At 70.3% G+C, this 15,142-nt stretch carries 16 protein-coding genes; 1 reads left to right on the forward strand and 15 read right to left on the reverse strand.

What is annotated here, in order from left to right; genetic code table 11:
- Positions 1 to 27 precede the first annotated feature (27 nt).
- The 3 genes from ACX27O_RS11240 to ACX27O_RS11250 all read right to left on the reverse strand — a co-directional run bounded on the left by ACX27O_RS11240 (position 28) and on the right by ACX27O_RS11250 (position 2,283).
- Positions 28 to 846, reverse strand: coding sequence for an SCO1664 family protein (locus tag ACX27O_RS11240; RefSeq protein WP_030332808.1), 819 nt, complete (start codon positions 844 to 846; stop codon positions 28 to 30).
- Positions 843 to 1,424 (reverse strand): DUF3090 domain-containing protein, encoded by a 582-nt coding sequence (locus tag ACX27O_RS11245; protein ID WP_030332806.1) that lies wholly within the window; start codon positions 1,422 to 1,424, stop codon positions 843 to 845. The genes ACX27O_RS11240 and ACX27O_RS11245 overlap by 4 nt, the downstream gene beginning before the upstream one ends.
- Before the next feature lie 145 nt (positions 1,425 to 1,569).
- On the reverse strand, positions 1,570 to 2,283 hold the full coding sequence (locus ACX27O_RS11250; RefSeq protein WP_458939377.1) for an MSMEG_4193 family putative phosphomutase: 714 nt from the start codon (positions 2,281 to 2,283) through the stop codon (positions 1,570 to 1,572).
- 198 nt (positions 2,284 to 2,481) lie between these two features.
- On the opposite strand from ACX27O_RS11250, the gene ACX27O_RS11255 reads away from it, so the two are divergent.
- The gene (locus tag ACX27O_RS11255; protein WP_210860798.1) at positions 2,482 to 3,201 is read left to right on the forward strand and encodes a YoaK family protein; all 720 of its coding nucleotides are present in this window, start codon (positions 2,482 to 2,484) and stop codon (positions 3,199 to 3,201) included.
- 32 nt (positions 3,202 to 3,233) lie between these two features.
- Here the strand turns inward: ACX27O_RS11255 and ACX27O_RS11260 are convergent, their stop codons facing one another.
- From ACX27O_RS11260 to ACX27O_RS11315, 12 genes are all read right to left on the reverse strand, one after another.
- Positions 3,234 to 4,895, reverse strand: a complete 1,662-nt coding sequence (locus ACX27O_RS11260; protein ID WP_358129429.1) for an ammonium transporter — start codon at positions 4,893 to 4,895, stop codon at positions 3,234 to 3,236.
- Positions 4,896 to 4,921: 26 nt separating this feature from the next.
- Entirely contained in the window at positions 4,922 to 5,947 is a 1,026-nt protein-coding gene (yut, locus tag ACX27O_RS11265; protein ID WP_210860803.1) for an urea transporter, read from the reverse strand.
- A gap of 19 nt (positions 5,948 to 5,966) precedes the next feature.
- Entirely contained in the window at positions 5,967 to 6,884 is a 918-nt protein-coding gene (locus tag ACX27O_RS11270; RefSeq protein ID WP_210860805.1) for an urease accessory protein UreD, read from the reverse strand.
- Positions 6,881 to 7,510 (reverse strand): urease accessory protein UreG, encoded by a 630-nt coding sequence (ureG, locus tag ACX27O_RS11275; RefSeq protein ID WP_030332796.1) that lies wholly within the window; start codon positions 7,508 to 7,510, stop codon positions 6,881 to 6,883. The genes ACX27O_RS11270 and ureG overlap by 4 nt, the downstream gene beginning before the upstream one ends.
- Positions 7,511 to 7,553: 43 nt before the next feature.
- Complete coding sequence (locus ACX27O_RS11280; RefSeq protein WP_357639487.1) at positions 7,554 to 8,231, reverse strand: urease accessory protein UreF; 678 nt, start codon at positions 8,229 to 8,231, stop codon at positions 7,554 to 7,556.
- Positions 8,232 to 8,253: 22 nt separating this feature from the next.
- Positions 8,254 to 8,817 (reverse strand): urease accessory protein UreE, encoded by a 564-nt coding sequence (locus ACX27O_RS11285; RefSeq protein ID WP_051708532.1) that lies wholly within the window; start codon positions 8,815 to 8,817, stop codon positions 8,254 to 8,256.
- A 61-nt stretch (positions 8,818 to 8,878) separates the two neighbouring features.
- Positions 8,879 to 10,597, reverse strand: a complete 1,719-nt coding sequence (locus tag ACX27O_RS11290; RefSeq protein ID WP_030332788.1) for an urease subunit alpha — start codon at positions 10,595 to 10,597, stop codon at positions 8,879 to 8,881.
- 48 nt (positions 10,598 to 10,645) lie between these two features.
- Positions 10,646 to 11,107 (reverse strand): urease subunit beta, encoded by a 462-nt coding sequence (locus tag ACX27O_RS11295; protein ID WP_030332786.1) that lies wholly within the window; start codon positions 11,105 to 11,107, stop codon positions 10,646 to 10,648.
- A gap of 10 nt (positions 11,108 to 11,117) precedes the next feature.
- Complete coding sequence (locus ACX27O_RS11300) at positions 11,118 to 11,420, reverse strand: urease subunit gamma (RefSeq protein ID WP_210860212.1); 303 nt, start codon at positions 11,418 to 11,420, stop codon at positions 11,118 to 11,120.
- Between the two features lie 172 nt (positions 11,421 to 11,592).
- Positions 11,593 to 13,038: a sugar porter family MFS transporter gene (locus ACX27O_RS11305; protein WP_357639482.1), complete on the reverse strand. Its 1,446-nt coding sequence runs from the start codon at positions 13,036 to 13,038 to the stop codon at positions 11,593 to 11,595.
- Between the two features lie 179 nt (positions 13,039 to 13,217).
- The gene (locus ACX27O_RS11310; protein WP_210860214.1) at positions 13,218 to 14,054 is read right to left on the reverse strand and encodes an undecaprenyl-diphosphate phosphatase; all 837 of its coding nucleotides are present in this window, start codon (positions 14,052 to 14,054) and stop codon (positions 13,218 to 13,220) included.
- The gene (locus tag ACX27O_RS11315) at positions 14,051 to 15,103 is read right to left on the reverse strand and encodes an LLM class F420-dependent oxidoreductase (RefSeq protein WP_210860215.1); all 1,053 of its coding nucleotides are present in this window, start codon (positions 15,101 to 15,103) and stop codon (positions 14,051 to 14,053) included. Before ACX27O_RS11315 ends, ACX27O_RS11310 begins: the two co-directional genes overlap by 4 nt.
- Between the last annotated feature and the right edge of the window lie 39 nt (positions 15,104 to 15,142).

The raw sequence follows: 15,142 nt of genomic DNA on the forward strand, positions 1-15,142 counted from the left end.
CCCACGGGTGATCAAGATGACAGCGGCTCACATGGGTGGCCAGGGCATCGCCGGCCAGTCCTCCGGTGGCAGCGGGAAGCTGCCGGTCTCGCGCAGCCGGTCGACCCGGGCGGCCACCCCGGCCACCTCGCTGATCGTCAGGTGGTCGGCCAGCTCCGCGCCGAGCGGCCCGGCGACCTGCCCGGCCAGCGCGTCGAGCATCTCCACGGCGTCCGGGGGCAACTGCTTGCCGGCCCAACCCCAGAGCACCGTGCGCAGCTTGTCCTCCACGTGGAAGCTCACCCCGTGGTCCACGCCGTAGATCCGGTCGTCGGCGCCGACGAGCACGTGACCGCCCTTGCGGTCGGCGTTGTTGAGCACCGCGTCGAGCACCGCGAGCCGGGCCAGCCGTGGGTCGTCGGCGTGGGCCAGGGCGTACGCGGCGCCGTCGTCGTCCCGGGCCGCGGCGATCGGGATCCAGCGCGGCGGCAGCTCCCCGGCGGGCAGGAAACCGACGAGCGCTTCGGCGTCCTCCGGCTCGTCGATCCAGAGCTGGCAGGAGCCGGGGCCGAGCGGGCCGTCACGCAGCACGGTGGGCGGCACCAGACCCCACCCGGTGGCCCGGGAGACCAGGTACGCCGAGACTTCCCGACCGGCCAGGGTGCCGTCGGGAAAGTCCCAGAGGGGGCGCTCGCCACGGACCGGCTTGTAGACGCAGCGGGCGGTCATCCCGTCCAGGGTCAGGATGCCGCGCAGCGTCGTGTTCGACGCGTCGACCAGCCGACCCTCCAGGTCGAGGACGCCGTCACGCAGCAGCCGCAGCGCGGCGTCGCCGTCCTGGCGAGGCTGGAGGCCGGACGAGGTCACCGGTGGTAACCGTTGTGCCGCGGGCAGAGGTGCCCGGCGGGGTCCAACGGTTGGCCGCAGAGCGGGCACGGTGGCCGGCCCGCGTTGACCACTCGCCGGGCCCGCTCGATGAACTGGCGGGTCGCCTGCGGGGTGAGCCGGACCCGGAGGCGATCGAGGTCCTCGTCCGGCTCGTCGTCGTCCTCGTCGTCTTCGTCGTCGTCCTCGTCGCCGAGCTCGACCTCGGGCTCCACCTCGCCCGCCGCGATCGCCTCGATCACCACGGTCGCGGTGTCCACGTCGAAGGCCAGCCCGAGGGTCCCGACCCGGAACTCCTCGTCGACCGGAGTGTCCAGCGGCTCGTTGTCGCCGATCACCGGCGCCAGCTCGGGGAGGTCCACCCCGAAGCGACGCTGCGCCTCGGTGAGCAGCTCCTCCAGCTTCTCGGCGAGCAGGGACACCTGGACCTTCTCCAGCGCGACGCTGACCAGCCTGCCGCCGCCGCGGGCCTGCAGGAAGAACGTGCGCTCCCCCGGCGGCCCGACAGTCCCGGCGACGAACCGCTCCGGCGGTTCGAAGGCGTGCACCTGGTGGGTCATACCCACGACCCTATCCGGCCCGCCTGGGCACCGCGCACCCCACCGACGCGAATCGCCGCAGTGGCGGCGCGCCCGGCGTACCAGGGGCTGCACCCGGGCGTGGCGGGCGTTGACGCAGCGGCCGGAGGTGGGGTGGTGACCCGCCTCACCGCGACGCACCCGCCCCGCCGCCGACGGCCGCGTCCGAGTCGGCCACCCGGCTCGCGCGCCGACGCCGCTTGGCCGGGGGCGGCACCAGCGCCGTCAGGTCGCCGCCGGTGTCGTTGAGACGCACCAGAAACGGACGCAGCGGCGTGAACCGGATCGCCGTCACCGACGCCGGGTCGGCCACGATCCGCTGAAAGGCGTCCAGGTGTACGCCGAGCGCGTCCGCCACGATGGCCTTGATCACGTCGCCGTGGCTGCAGGCCAACCAGACCGCCTCGGGCCCGTGTTCGGCGTTCACCCGGGCATCCCAGGAGCGCACCGCCGCCACGGCCCGCGCCGCCATCGCCGCCATCGACTCCCCGCCCGGGAAGACGGCCGCGCTGGGGTGCTGCTGCACCACCGGCCAGAGCGGCTCCTTGGCGAGCTTCTTCAGCGGCTGACCCTCCCAACTGCCGTAGTCGCACTCGATCAGGCCGTCCTCGACGACCGGGGTGGCCTGCGGGAGCGCCAACTCCAGGGTCTGCCGGCAGCGGATCAGCGGGCTGGTCACCACGGCGGCCAACGGCACCTGCCGCAGCCGCTCGCCGACCGCGCTGGCCTGGGCGCGCCCGGTGTCGTCCAACTCGACCGGCTGGCGGCCGGCCAGACCGCCGTCCGCGTTCGCTGTCGTCCGGCCGTGTCGCAGAAGCAGGAGGGTCGCCACGGGGACCACCCTATGACCTGCGCCCGACCGGGGTCGTCGCCCGCCGCCCCGACCGGGTTCGCGTCGCCCAGGCCGACCCGGCGCGAGAGCGCCGACCAGGCGTGAAACCGTCGATCCGCCGTGAAACGGGCTGAGCCGCGTGACCGGTTCGGTACAGTGCGTTGTGCCTGGCGTGTCCGGGGCCGCTGTCGGAGGGTGCGCAACGCGATGGGCGACTCGGCATCCGCGCGGCCGTCGTTCACCGCGGACCCCCAGGACGTGTACCGGGAGTTCCGCCATCCGCTGCTGGTCCTCGCCCTCACCACCGGCACCGCCGGCTTCGTCGACGCCTTCGCCTTCCTGCACTACGGGGCCTTCGTCGCCAACCAGTCGGGCAACGCCGTCCTGCTGGGCATCGGCCTGGCCGGCAGACACGCCGCCTGGCCCGAGTCCGCGGCCTCGCTGGTCGCGTTCGCCGTCGGGACGGGCGTCGTCTCGCAGGTCCGAACGGCACCGGGCCGGTGGTCGCAGTCCTCGCGGGGGCTCGCCTGCGCCGTGCTCGCCATGGCCCTCTGGACGGCGCTCAACGTGCTGCTCGACTACGGCCGGCAGGGCGGGCCGGCGCGGGTCGGGCTGGCCGCCGCCGGCGGTCTCGCCATGGGCGCGCTGGCGACGCTGTTCGCCCGTACCGCCGGGATCACCACTGCCGTCACCTACCAGTCGGGCACGGTGGCCAAGCTCGGTGAACGCATCGGACGGTGGCTGGTCGGACCGGACACCGGCCGATCGCGGGCCCGGCAGGGCACCTTCCTGGGGCTGCTGGCGTTGACCTGCTACGCCGCCGGGGGCGGCCTCGGCACCGTGGCACAGCAACAGCCGCTCTGGGTGCCGGCCTGGGGAACGCTGACCCTGGCCAGCCTGTCGCTGCTGCTGCGTACCGGTCGGTGACGGTGGTCGGTGTCGCGCCGGGGCGTACCTGTTCAGCGCACGTCCGTCGCGAGCTGAACGTCCTGCACGAAGCACTCGGAGCGGTCCGCGCCGTAGCGGACCAGCACGTCCAGTACCGCGGGCACCGCCGCGCGTTCCACCACCACCTCGACCCGGGCCCGGCCCACGAGGTCCTGGTCCTGCCAGAACCCTCGGGGCAGCGAACGGGCGGCCGGCTCGGCGGTGGAGACCGTGGCGTCGAAGAGCACGATGGCGGTGGCGCCGGCGCCGACCAGCGCGTCGCGTAGCTCCCGGGTGGTCGGCAGCAGGGTCGGATTGACCGTCGCGGTCACCAGTCGGGCGTCCTGCGGCGGCCGGGCCGGTCGTTGCGCGTCGCGCCCGCGTTCGGGTTCGCGCCGACGCTGGGGCGCGCCGCTGCCGTTGAGACCCGCCACACCGCCCAGGTGGTACGCGTCGGCGTCCTGCTGGGCGTGGTCGAGGTTGTCCTGCACCTCGGCGCGGGCCCGCAGCCCGAGCGTGGCCTGCACGCCGGCGGCGATCGCCCAACTGAGCACGAAGGAGAAGACCACCACGGTGACCACGCCGACGACCTGGTGCCAGAGCAGGGATCCGCCGCCGCCGAAGAAGAGGCCGTCCTTGCCGAGCGGGTTGACACCGCTGTCGCCGAAGAAGCCGACCAGCAGCGAGCCGAGCATGCCGCCGACGAAGTGGACCGCGAGGACGTCCAACGCGTCGTCGAGCCGCAGCAGGTACTTCAGCCGCAGCGCGAAGTGGCAGACGAACCCGGCGATCGCGCCGATGGCGATGGCGGAGAGCGTGTTGACGTACCCGGCGGCGGGGGTGACGGTCGCGAGCCCGGCGACCGCCCCGGAGACGCCGCCGACGACGGTGCTGTGGCCGTCCTTCAGCCGCTCCGCCACCAGCCAGACGATCATTCCGGCGGCGGCCGCCAGGTGGGTGTTGATCAGCGCCTGGGCGGCCAGGCCGTTGGCCTGGAGTCCGTCTCCCCCGTTGAAACCGAACCACCCGAACCACAGGATGCCCGCCCCGAGGATGGTCAGCGGGATGGAGTTGGGTGGGGAGGCGGTGCGTGGCCAGCCACGACGGCGTCCGACGACCAGCAACGTGCCCAGCACGGCGGCGCCCGCCGAGGCGTGCACCACCATTCCACCGGCCCAGTCCTGGGTGCCGAACGCGGCCAACCAGCCGTCCGGGTGCCAGAGCCAGTGCGCGATCGGCGCGTAGACGACGATGGACCAGATCGCCAGGAACGCCACCCAGCCGGCGAACCTCAGCCGACCGGCCGTGGCGCCGGTGACGAGCGCGGGGGTGATCACCGCGAACATCATCTGGTAGGCGACGAAGGCCAGCGTCGGAATGGTCACCTGGCCGGCGACCACGTGCAGGTGGGGTGCGGGTGGGGTCTTGAGGTCGGTCAGTCCGAAGAGTTCGAGGTTGCCGAAGAGGCCGCTGCCCGCGTCGTCGCCGAAGGCGATGGTGTATCCCACCAGGACCCAGGTCAGGCTGACGACGCCCAGCGCGATCATGTTCTGCTGCAACATCGCGAGGACGTTGCGGGTGCGGACCATACCGCCGTAGAAGGCGGCCAGGCCGGGGGTCATGAACAACACCAGGCCGGTGCAGACGAGCACCCAGGCGGTGTCGCCCGAGTTCACCGCTTCCTGAGCGAGCATGGGGGCTCACCTCTCCTGTCGGGACGTCAGACGGTGTGTCGCACCGCGGTGACGACGGACTCCTTGACGCGTTCGTGGTTGGGCACCGGCGCGAAGTGCCGTTTGGGCAGCAGCAACAGCCAGGTGGTGATGTTGAACGGTCCGGTCAGCACCGGGATGGCGAGTGGGGTGAGCACGCTCGCCAGGGCCAGCTGGACGAAGAGCGTGAGGGCGATGCCGAAGAGGGTGTAGAGGGTCACCAGCGCGCCGGGGCGGTGCAGCACCGCGCCCACGGCGATCGCCGTCAGCACCGCGTTGAAGCCGAACAGTCCCTTGTCCAGCGAGGCCGAGTCGGCGCCGAACCAGAGCGCCAGCAGGGTGGCCCCGACCGCGCCGATCACCGCGAACAGCGCCGACCAGCGGGAGTTGACCAGCAGCGCGACCAGGATGATCAGCCCGGTGACCCAGCTGTCGATCAGGAAGACCTGGGACACCCCGCGCAGGAAGGTGGGGATCAGGTCCCAGTCGAAACGACCACCGGTCAACTGCCCCTCACCGGGGAACATCGGCTTGAGGTTGGTCAGCACCGTGAAGCGGTCGAACTGGTACGCGGCCAGCAGCAGCACCCACGTCGTCAGCACGAACGGCATGGTGAACGCGGTCAGGCCCCAGGTCTTGAAGATCGTGTTCAGGGCCAGCGTGACCACCGTCGTGCCGATCGCGCCGAGCACCAGGTAGAGCCACATCAGCGGCCGGTCGTCGAGGAACGTCGGCACGGCGATGCCGGTGAGGAACGGGCTGAAGCCGAACAGTCCCTTGCGCAGGGAGGGCTCGTCCACCCGCAGGGCGACCGCCGTGGCGGTGCCGACGAGCAGGCCGACGACCCCTCCCCCGAAAATCCGTGGCTGCCCGTTCTCGACCGCCCCCCAGGCGACCGCGACGAGGACCAGCAGCCCGGTGAGCGGGTTGTTCTGCAGCAGAACCTGCGCCGGCCCGCGCAGGCAGGCGTCGACGAACCCGACAAGCGGGTTGCCGTCACCGAGCCGGTCCCAACGGTGCGCCACTGCGGTCACGGAACGTCTCCTCGCCAGATCAACGCCAGCTGAACGCCGGCGGGAAGGTCCGGCCGGTCACCTCTTCCCGGGCGGCCACGCAGAAGGCGCGGACCGCGGCGCGGACCGGCTCGGTCTCCTGACCGAGCACCTTGAAGATGAGCCCGGCGTCGTTCGGCAGCCGGCCGACGGCGCTCGCCAGGGGGGTCTGCTCGTCCCAGACCGGCGTCGACGTCCGGTCGAAGACCCGGGCCGCCCGTTCGGGGCTGGTGAGCAGCACGACGTTGCCGAAGATGTGGAAGCGGTCCATCACCCCGACCCTCTCCACGCCGAACTGCCGGGGGGTCACCACGAACTTCTCCACGAACAACTGCCGGCCGTCGGGGCGTTCGGCCCGCAGGGAGCAGGAGAAGAGGTCGTACGCGAAGAGCTCACCGTCGCGGTAGTACTTGCGGCCGGGTTGCAGGATCTCGCCGTAGAGCAACGTGGCGCTCTCCGGCAGGCGCACCCGGCTGTCGGTGGCGAACCGGCTGGCCCGGTAGGGGATCGTCGGCTCCGGGAGGAACTCCAGGTAGGCGTCCTCGTCCAGGGTGAACCGCTGGACCTGCGTCCCGTAGTTCGCGTCCATCTCCTGGATCTTGGTGGCGGCCTGGGTGGTGAGGTGCGCCTGGCTGCCGGCCGCCAGTGTGACGTCCATGTGCAGGCGGTCGCCCTGCAGGACGCCCCCGGAGGTGGTGAGGATCATGACGCAGGGCAGCTGCGGCATCTCCTCGTCCCAGTAGAGCGCGCGCTGCACCAGCAGCGGCGACTGCCGGTAGAGGTCGTGCAGGATCGTGCGGTCCCCGCGCCGCTCGAACCCGAGGCGCAGGATGCCGACCTTGCCGTTGGCGGCGGCCGGCAGCTGCGCCGGTTGGTCCTGGTACGGCGCCAGCTCACGGGCACTGTCCAGTGAGATCATGCGACCACTTCGGCGTCGAAGAGCGCGTTGCGGCGGACCAGCGAGACCAGCTCGTCGACGCCCTCGCCCGTCTTGCAGTTGGTGAAGACGACCGGCTTGCCGTTGCGCATCAGCTCCGCGTCGCGGGCCATGACGTCGAGGTCGGCGTCCACGTAGGGCGCCAGATCGGTCTTGTTGATCACGAGGATGTCGGACTTGGAGATCCCCGGGCCGTTCTTGCGCGGGATCTTGTCGCCGGCGGCGACGTCGATGACGTAGATGAAGAAGTCCACCAGGGCGGGGCTGAAGGTCAGGGTGAGGTTGTCACCGCCGCTCTCGATCAGCACCACGTCGCTGTCCGGGAACTTGGACTCCATGTCCTCCACGGCGGCGAGGTTCATGCTCGGGTCCTCCCGCACGGCCGTGTGCGGGCAGGCCCCGGTTTCCACCCCGATGATCCGCTCCTCGACCAGGACCCCGGTCAGCGCCCGCCGGACGTGCTTCGCGTCCTCCGTGGTGACCACGTCGTTCGTGATCACCAGTATCCGCAGCCCGTTCTCCACGAGCCGTGGCACCACGGCCTCGATGATCGCGGTCTTGCCGCTGCCCACCGGGCCGCCCACTCCGATACGACTTGCCGACTTCATGCGGTGCCTGTCCTTCCTGGGTTCGTTTGCGCGGACTGCGGATTCAGCTCATGAACATCCGCACGTGCACGTGCTGGTGCGCGGCGGCCAGCACGTCGGCATGCGGTCCGAAGGTCTGCATGTCGTCGAGGTTCGCGGTGTGCACCTCGCGGTAGTCGTCGGCGACCCGCTCGTTGACCGCGAAGAGGATCGACTGCGCGTCGAGGTGGTCCACCGGCATCAGCCGGATCGCCGCGCTGAGCACCGTCGACGCCGCGCCGTACTGGTGGGCCGCGAACGCGTCCTGCTCGTCGACCCCGAGGTCGGCGAAGACCACGCCGAGCGCGACCGGGTAGGTGACCGGCACTCCGTTCGCCGACTCGTCGATCCGCTTCTTGAGCAGCGTCTCCCCGACGATCCGGGTGGCGGCCTCGGCCAGTTTGCGGCCCATCCGGACCGACATGGTGCGCATCTCTTCGTTGATCTTGCGCAGGTGCACGGCCTCGTCGGCCTGGCGGATCCGGTCGAGGTCGCCGGCCCGGGCCGCCCGGTGACCGGCGAGCAGCGCCACCCCGTCCCCCGTGGCGGCGAGCCGGGTGACCGTCCGGACGAAGTCCTGAAGGGTGCTCCGGTCGTGCACGACACCGTGCTGGACGGCCATCTCCAGCCCGTTGGAGAAGGAGAAGGCACCGACCGGGAAGACCGAGTCGCCGAACTGCAGGAGCTTCAGGGTCTCGGCCATGGTGCGCACCGCCCGGCCCCGCTCAGTTGAGGTCGGCGGGGAGGTGGGAGTGCGGCGTCGAGTCGGCGCCACCGAACAGCCGCCGCGACTCGTGCGGGGCGAGGTACGCGATGATCTCGGTGCCCGGAACGAACTCGTGCGTGATCCCGCTGAACGCGTGGGTCCGCATCACCGAGTCCATCACCTTGCGGTCCACTGTCAGCGGGACGTACATCCGGGTGCCCTTGACCACCGCCGGCCAGTGCTGGTTGCCGATCGCGTGACCGAGTTCGACGGCCGAGCGGATCAGCAGCTCGGCGGACTCGCCGCGCAGCTGGTCGAGGTGGACCACCATCACCTCGCCCAGCTGGACGCGGGCCACCACGGCCGTGGCGGTCAGGTCGTCCCAGGCCAGGATGTCGCCGTCGCGCAGCCGGACCCCCCGGGCCAGCGCCACCGACAGCTCCGCGCCGGAGCTGGTCATCTTGCGGATCCGGCTCTTCTGGGCGTCCCACTGGTCCAGGACCAGGTCGTCGATGCGCGCTTCCTTCAGCCGGAGTGTCCAGTCCGGCTCGTTCATGTTGCCCAGCACCGATTCGACGAGCACGGGCGTCTCCTTTCCATGGGTGCGCCGGCGCCGCACACGGCGGCGCGGGCGTCCGGGGGGGTCAGCTGAAGAAGTAGAGCTGGCTCAGAGGCAGGTTCCGGGCCGGCGGCACTGTCGCGTGCACGCCGTCCATCTTCACGGCGAAGGTCTCCGGGTCGACTTCGAGCGTGGGCAGCCGGTCGTTGCGGACCATGTCCCGCTTGGTGAGCCCCCGGGTCCGGTACACCGGCATGACCTGCCGTTGCAGGCCGAGTTCCTCGGCGATGCCGGCTTCGTGCGCGGCCCGGGACACGAAGGTCACGCAGGTCTTGCCGAGCTGGCTGCCGTACGCGGCGAAGGACGGCCGGTAGTACACGGGCTGCGGCGTCGGCAGGGAGGCGTTCGGGTCACCCATGATCGACCAGGCGATCATGCCGCCCTTGAGGACCAGCTTCGGCTTCGTGCCGAAGAACGCCGGCTCCCAGAGCACGAGGTCGGCCATCTTGCCCGGCGTGACCGAGCCCAGCACGTGCGAGATTCCCTGGGTGATCGCCGGGTTGATGGTCATCTTGGCGACGTACCGCAGCACCCGGAAGTTGTCGTTGGCGCTGGAGTCCTCGGCGAGCTTGCCGCGGGCGGTCTTCATCTGGCCGGCGAGCTGGATGGTCCGCAACCAGGTCTCACCCACGCGGCCCATGGCCTGCGAGTCGCTCTGCATCATCGAGATGACGCCCTCGTCGAGCAGGACGTCCTCGGCCGCGATGGTCTCGGTGCGGATCCGGCTCTCCACGAAGGCCACGTCCGAGGGGACCTGCGGGTTGAAGTTGTGGCAGACCATGATCATGTCGTACAGCTCGGACTGGCTGTTGATGCCGTAGGGCACCGTCGGCGTGGTCGAGCTCGGCAGCACGTTCATCTGACCGGCGACCTTGATGACGTCCGGCGCGTGCCCACCACCGGCGCCCTCGGTGTGGAAGGTGTGGATCGTCCGGCCCTCGAACGCGGCGATGCTGTCCTCCAGGTAGCCGCTCTCGTTGAGGGTGTCGGTGTGGATGCTGACCTGCACGTCGAATTCGTCGGCGACGTCCAGGCAGGCCCGGATCACCGCCGGCGGCGCACCCCAGTCCTCATGGATCTTGAAGCTCGGCGCGCCGGCCATGATCTGCTCCACCAGGGGCGCGCGGCCGGTGCTGTTGCCCTTCGCCATCAGACCGATGTTGATCGGGATGGTCTCGAAGGCCCGCATCATCGCGTGGATGTTCCACGGGCCGGGAGTGATGGTGACACCGTTGGTGCTGTCGGTCGGGCCGGTCCCGCCGCCCCACAGGGTGGTCACCCCGTTACTCAGGGCGGCGTACGCCTGCAGCGGCGTCACCAGGTGCACGTGCGTGTCGATGCCTCCGGCGGTCAGGATGAGGTGCTCACCGGAGATCGCCTCGGTGCCCGGACCGGTGATCAGCTCGGGGGTGACCCCGTCCATCACGTTCGGGTTGCCCGCCTTGCCGATGCCGGCGATCTTGCCGTCCTTGACGCCGACGTCGGCCTTCACCACGCCGAGGGTCGCGTCCAGGATGGTCACGTTCGTGATGACCAGGTCCAGGCCACCCTGGGCGTTGGTGTACTGGTTGTTGACGCCCATGCCGTCGCGCAGCGTCTTGCCACCGCCGTACATCACCTCGTCGCCGAGGACACGGAGATCCTTCTCGATCTCGATGTACAGGTCGGTGTCGCCGAGCCTGATCTGATCGCCCGTCGTGGGGCCGTACATGCCGGAATACTCTTGCCGGGAAATCTGGCTCATCGAATCATCTCTCCTGCCCGAGGCACGCAGCCCTGCGGGTTAGTCGATCTACTTCTTCTTGCCCTTGGGCTGGTCCTGCTCCTCGGGGCCGAACTTGAAGCCGCGGGTCTTGGCGTTGTGGATCGCCTCGGTCCGGTCCGGCCGGTAGCTGGGGGTCGACTCACTGCCGCTCCACCCCTGCACCAGGCCGTTGAAGCCGTACACGCGCTGCTGCCCGCCGAAGGGGATGAGCTGCACCGTCTTCTTGTCACCCGGCTCGAAGCGGATGGACGTCGTCGCCGGGATGTTCAGTCGCCGCCCGAACGCCGCCTCACGGTCGAAGGCGAGCATCCGGTTGGCCTCGAAGAAGTGGAAGTGTGAACCGATCTGGATCGGCCGGTCACCGGTGTTGTGGACGACGACCTCGGTGACCGGTCGGCCCGCGTTCAACTCCAGTGGCTGGTCGCTCAGCACGTAGCCGCCGATGGGTCGCACGTGCTTCGAGTTGGGGCCGGGATGTTGGTTGGCCATGTCCTGCTCCCTATCGGATCGGTGAGTGCACGGTGACCAGTCGCGAGCCGTCGGTGAAGACCGCCTCGACCTGGATCATGGGCACCATGTCCGCCACGCCCGGCATCACGTCGTCGGCGTTCAGCGTGCTGCGGGCCTCGTTCATGACCTCTTCGACGGTCTTGCCCTCGCGGGCGCCCTCGAGGGCGGCGGCGCAGATGACCGCGACGGCCTCGGGGTGATTGAGCTTGATCCCCCTGGCCTTGCGGGCGTTGGCGACCATCGCCATCGAGAGGATCGTCAACTTGTCGAATTCCCGTGGTGTCAGATGCACTGTCCTGGTCCTTCTGCGACGGTCGGTCGGGGCCGCCATCCCGCCGAACGGTTCGTCTCCCGGGGAGCGCTGACGGTCACCCCGAATGAGCTGTTTGTCCAACAGGTCCCTTTTAGGCGGCTTCGGGTCGACCGTACGCCCTGCCCCTGCGTCACGGGTCAGAAGCCGCGAATCAGCGGGATCCGTCGCCGGCACGGTGCGGACGCCGAGCACGGGCGTCCGCCTGCCACATCCGCTGGATCTCTTCGAGGGTCCTGCCCCTGGTCTCCGGCAGGTACCGCCAGATGAACAGGAAGCCGAGCACACAGGTGCCGGCGAAGAGCGCGAACACGCCCGAGCGCCCCAGGGCGTCGAGCATGCTCAGGAAGAACTGGGTGATGAGGTACTCGGTGCCCCAGTGCGTGGCGGACGCGATCGCCACACATCGGCCCCGGATCCGGCCCGGGAAGATCTCGTTGATCACCGTCCAGGCGGTGGGGCCGATCGACATCGCGTAGAACGCCACGAACATGACCACGCCGACCAGCAGGAAGATGCCCGCGTCGGTGGGGTGGTGCCCGGTCGCTCCGGCCGCCTGCGCCCCCGGATCCATCTTCGCGAAGCTGACGCTGACCACCACGAGCGAGACCGCCATACCCAGCAGCCCGACCAGCAGCAGTGGACGGCGGCCCAGCCGGTCCAGGAAGGCGACGGCGACCAGCGTGAAGAGGGAGTCGACAGCGCCGATCGCCCAGGTGGTGGCGGTCAACTGCGCCTGCGGGGTGTGGAATCCGGCGGCGGAGAAGATCTCGTCGGCGTAGTAGATGATCCCGTTGATCCCGGTCAACTGCTGGAACAGGGCCAGACCCACGCCCAGCGCCAACGGACGCCGCCACTCGGGCGAGAGCACCTCGCGCCAACCCGCCTTGCCGGCCGCCAGGCTCTCCTGCACGGCGTGCAGCCGCTGGGGCACCTTCTCCGCTGGCACGGTCGCCCTCAGCGACGCCTCCGCCCGGCGTTTGTCCCCGCGCCCGACGTACCAGACGGCCGAGTCGGGGATCACCGTGGTGACCAGGGCGAGGGCCACCCCCAGCAGCACCGCGGCGGCGAGCAGGTAACGCCAGGAGTTGCCCGCCTCGAACAGTTCGTCGGCGAGGTACCCGATGAAGATCGCGAACGTGGTGGAGAACTGGTACAGCGCCAGGAGGCTGCCCCGGATGCGTTCCGGCGCCGCCTCCGCCGCGTACATCGGGCCGGCGACCGAGGCCACCCCGATGCCCAGACCCAGGATCAGCCGGGCGCCGAACATCACCCCGATCATCGGCGCGAACGCCTGCACGAGGGTGCCCACCCCGAACGCGGCGGCGGCGACCCACAGTGCTCCCCGGCGGCCGATCCGGTCCGCGAGGTGACCACCGAGCAGCGCACCCACCAGCGCACCGGGGGTCACCCAGCTCGCCGCCACCTCGACGGCGAAGGTGTTCGCGTCGAAGGTCTGGCGGATGTCGCGCAGCGCCCCGCTGATGACGCCCTGGTCGTAGCCGAAGAACGCGCCGGAGAGCGCCACGATCGCGAGGACCGCGATGAGGTTGCGCCGTGGCGGCCGGTCCCGCCCGCGCCGCGCGCCGCTGGCGGTCACCGTCGCCCCTCTCCCGCGCGTCTGGGCCGGGACGTCATCCCCGACAGGGAAAGACTAGGTGCGTTCTACGACCATTCACCCCAAATGCAATGAAGTACGACAGCATCCGGTGGACGCCGCACACGCACCGGCCTCCGACCCCACTGCGGGGATCGGAGGCCGGTGCGGGCGCGGGCGGATCAGGTGGCGCTGATCGTGCCCGTCATCAGCAACGCGAGAACCAGGGTGCCCAGCGCGACCCGGTACAGCACGAAGACGTACAGGGTGTGGTGGGCGACGTAACGCAGCAACCAGGCGATGGCCGCGTACCCGATGCCGAACGCGATGATGGTGGCCACGATCATCTGCGCGACCGACGGGGTGGACGTGCCCGGCGCGGACGGCTCGAAGACGTCACCGAGACTGAACACGCCGGACATCACCACCGCCGGGATGGCCAGCAGGAACGAGTACCGGGCCGCCGCCTCCCGGGTCAGGTTGAGCAGCAGACCGGCGGTCAACGTCCCGCCGGAACGGGACACCCCGGGGATCAACGCCATGGCCTGGGCGAAACCCATCACGACGCCGTCCTTCATCCGGAAGTTCTCCAACGTCCGGGTCTGCCGCCCCCAGTACTCGGCGAACGCCAGCACGAACGCGAACACGATCAGGGTGGTCGCCACCAACCACAGGTTGCGTCCAGCCGTCTTGATCTGATCCTTGAAGAGGAACCCGAACAGCCCGATCGGGATCGAGCCGACGATCACGTACCAGCCCATCCGGTAGTCGAGGCTGGAGCGCACCGACCTGTCCCGGATGCCCACCAGCCAGGTCCGGGTGATCCGCCAGATGTCCTTCGCGAAGTAGATCAACACGGCCGCTTCGGTGCCGAGCTGGGTGACCGCTGTGAACGACGCGCCCGCGTCGCGGTCGAAGAAGATCGCCGAGGTGATCCGCAGATGCCCCGACGAGCTGACCGGAAGGAACTCGGTCAGTCCCTGGACGATGCCCAGGACGATGGCTTCGACCCAGGTCACTCGCCGACTCCCGAAAGTTCAAGTGCCTCGGCGACGGTCCGCAGGGTCTGGATCCCACTGTCCCGGTCGGCCACGAACAGCGTCACCGACAGCGTGGTGACACCGGCGGCGGCGTACTCGCGCATCCGCTCGGCGACGCGCTCCTTCGGGCCGAGCAGCGAGGTGCGGTCGATGAACTCCATCGGCACCGCGGCGGCGGCGTCGCGCTGCCGCTTGGCCAGGTACAGGTCCTGCACCTCGCGGGCGGCGTCACCGTAGCCCATCCGGGTGGCGAGCTGGTTGTAGAAGTTCTGCTGGCGGCTGCCCATCCCGCCCACGTAGAGCGCGGCGTACCAGCGCACCAGCTCGGCGCAGGACGCCACGTCGTCACCGATCACCACGGGCACCGACGGCACCACGTCGAACCCGGCCAGCTCCTTGCCGACCTTGGCCCGCCCGGCGCGCACCGAGGCGAGCTGCTCCTCGGCGAACTCCGGGGCGTAGAACACGGCCAGCCAGCCGTCGGCGATCTCGCCGGCCAGCTCCAGGTTCTTCGGGCCGACCGCGGCCAGGTAGATCGGTATGTGCTCGCGGGGTGGGTGGAAGCCCAGCCGCAGCGCCTTACCGGGGCCGTCCGGCAGCGGCAGCGTGTAGTGCTCGCCGTCGTACGCCACCTCCTTGCGGGCGATGGCCAGCTTGACGATGTCGACGAACTCGCGGGTCCGGGCGAGCGGCTTGGCGAACCGCACACCGTGCCAGCCCTCCGACACCTGCGGGCCGGAGACGCCCAGGCCGAGCCGGAACCGGCCGCCGGAGAGCGCGTCGATGGTCGCGGCGGTCATCGCGGTGGCCGCCGGCGTACGGGCGGGGATCTGCATCACCGCGGCGCCGACGTCGATCCGTTCGGTCTGACCGGCCATCCACGCCAGCATGCTGGGCGAGTCGGAGCCGTACGCCTCCGCAGCCCACACCACCGAATAGCCCAGCCGGTCCGCCTCCTGGGCCAGCGCCAGGTGGTCGGCCGGTGTGCTCCACGCCGTCTGATATCCGAGACTGAGCCCGAGTCGCACTGGTCCTCCCCCATCCGTGGCACAGGTCGCACCAGGTTA

Source organism: Micromonospora sp. SD19 (assembly GCF_054462275.1).

What these genes read in the sequence shown, in the direction of transcription:
- ACX27O_RS11260 (WP_358129429.1), bottom strand. Translation starts at nt 4,895, where the DNA reads ATGCTCGCTCAGGAAGCGGTGAACTCGGGCGACACCGCCTGGGTGCTC.
- ACX27O_RS11280 (WP_357639487.1), bottom strand. Translation starts at nt 8,231, where the DNA reads ATGGCCGAGACCCTGAAGCTCCTGCAGTTCGGCGACTCGGTCTTCCCG.
- ACX27O_RS11290 (WP_030332788.1), bottom strand. Translation starts at nt 10,597, where the DNA reads ATGAGCCAGATTTCCCGGCAAGAGTATTCCGGCATGTACGGCCCCACG.
- ACX27O_RS11255 (WP_210860798.1), top strand. Translation starts at nt 2,482, where the DNA reads ATGGGCGACTCGGCATCCGCGCGGCCGTCGTTCACCGCGGACCCCCAG.
- ACX27O_RS11270 (WP_210860805.1), bottom strand. Translation starts at nt 6,884, where the DNA reads ATGATCTCACTGGACAGTGCCCGTGAGCTGGCGCCGTACCAGGACCAA.
- ureG (WP_030332796.1), bottom strand. Translation starts at nt 7,510, where the DNA reads ATGAAGTCGGCAAGTCGTATCGGAGTGGGCGGCCCGGTGGGCAGCGGC.
- ACX27O_RS11245 (WP_030332806.1), bottom strand. Translation starts at nt 1,424, where the DNA reads ATGACCCACCAGGTGCACGCCTTCGAACCGCCGGAGCGGTTCGTCGCC.
- ACX27O_RS11295 (WP_030332786.1), bottom strand. Translation starts at nt 11,107, where the DNA reads ATGGCCAACCAACATCCCGGCCCCAACTCGAAGCACGTGCGACCCATC.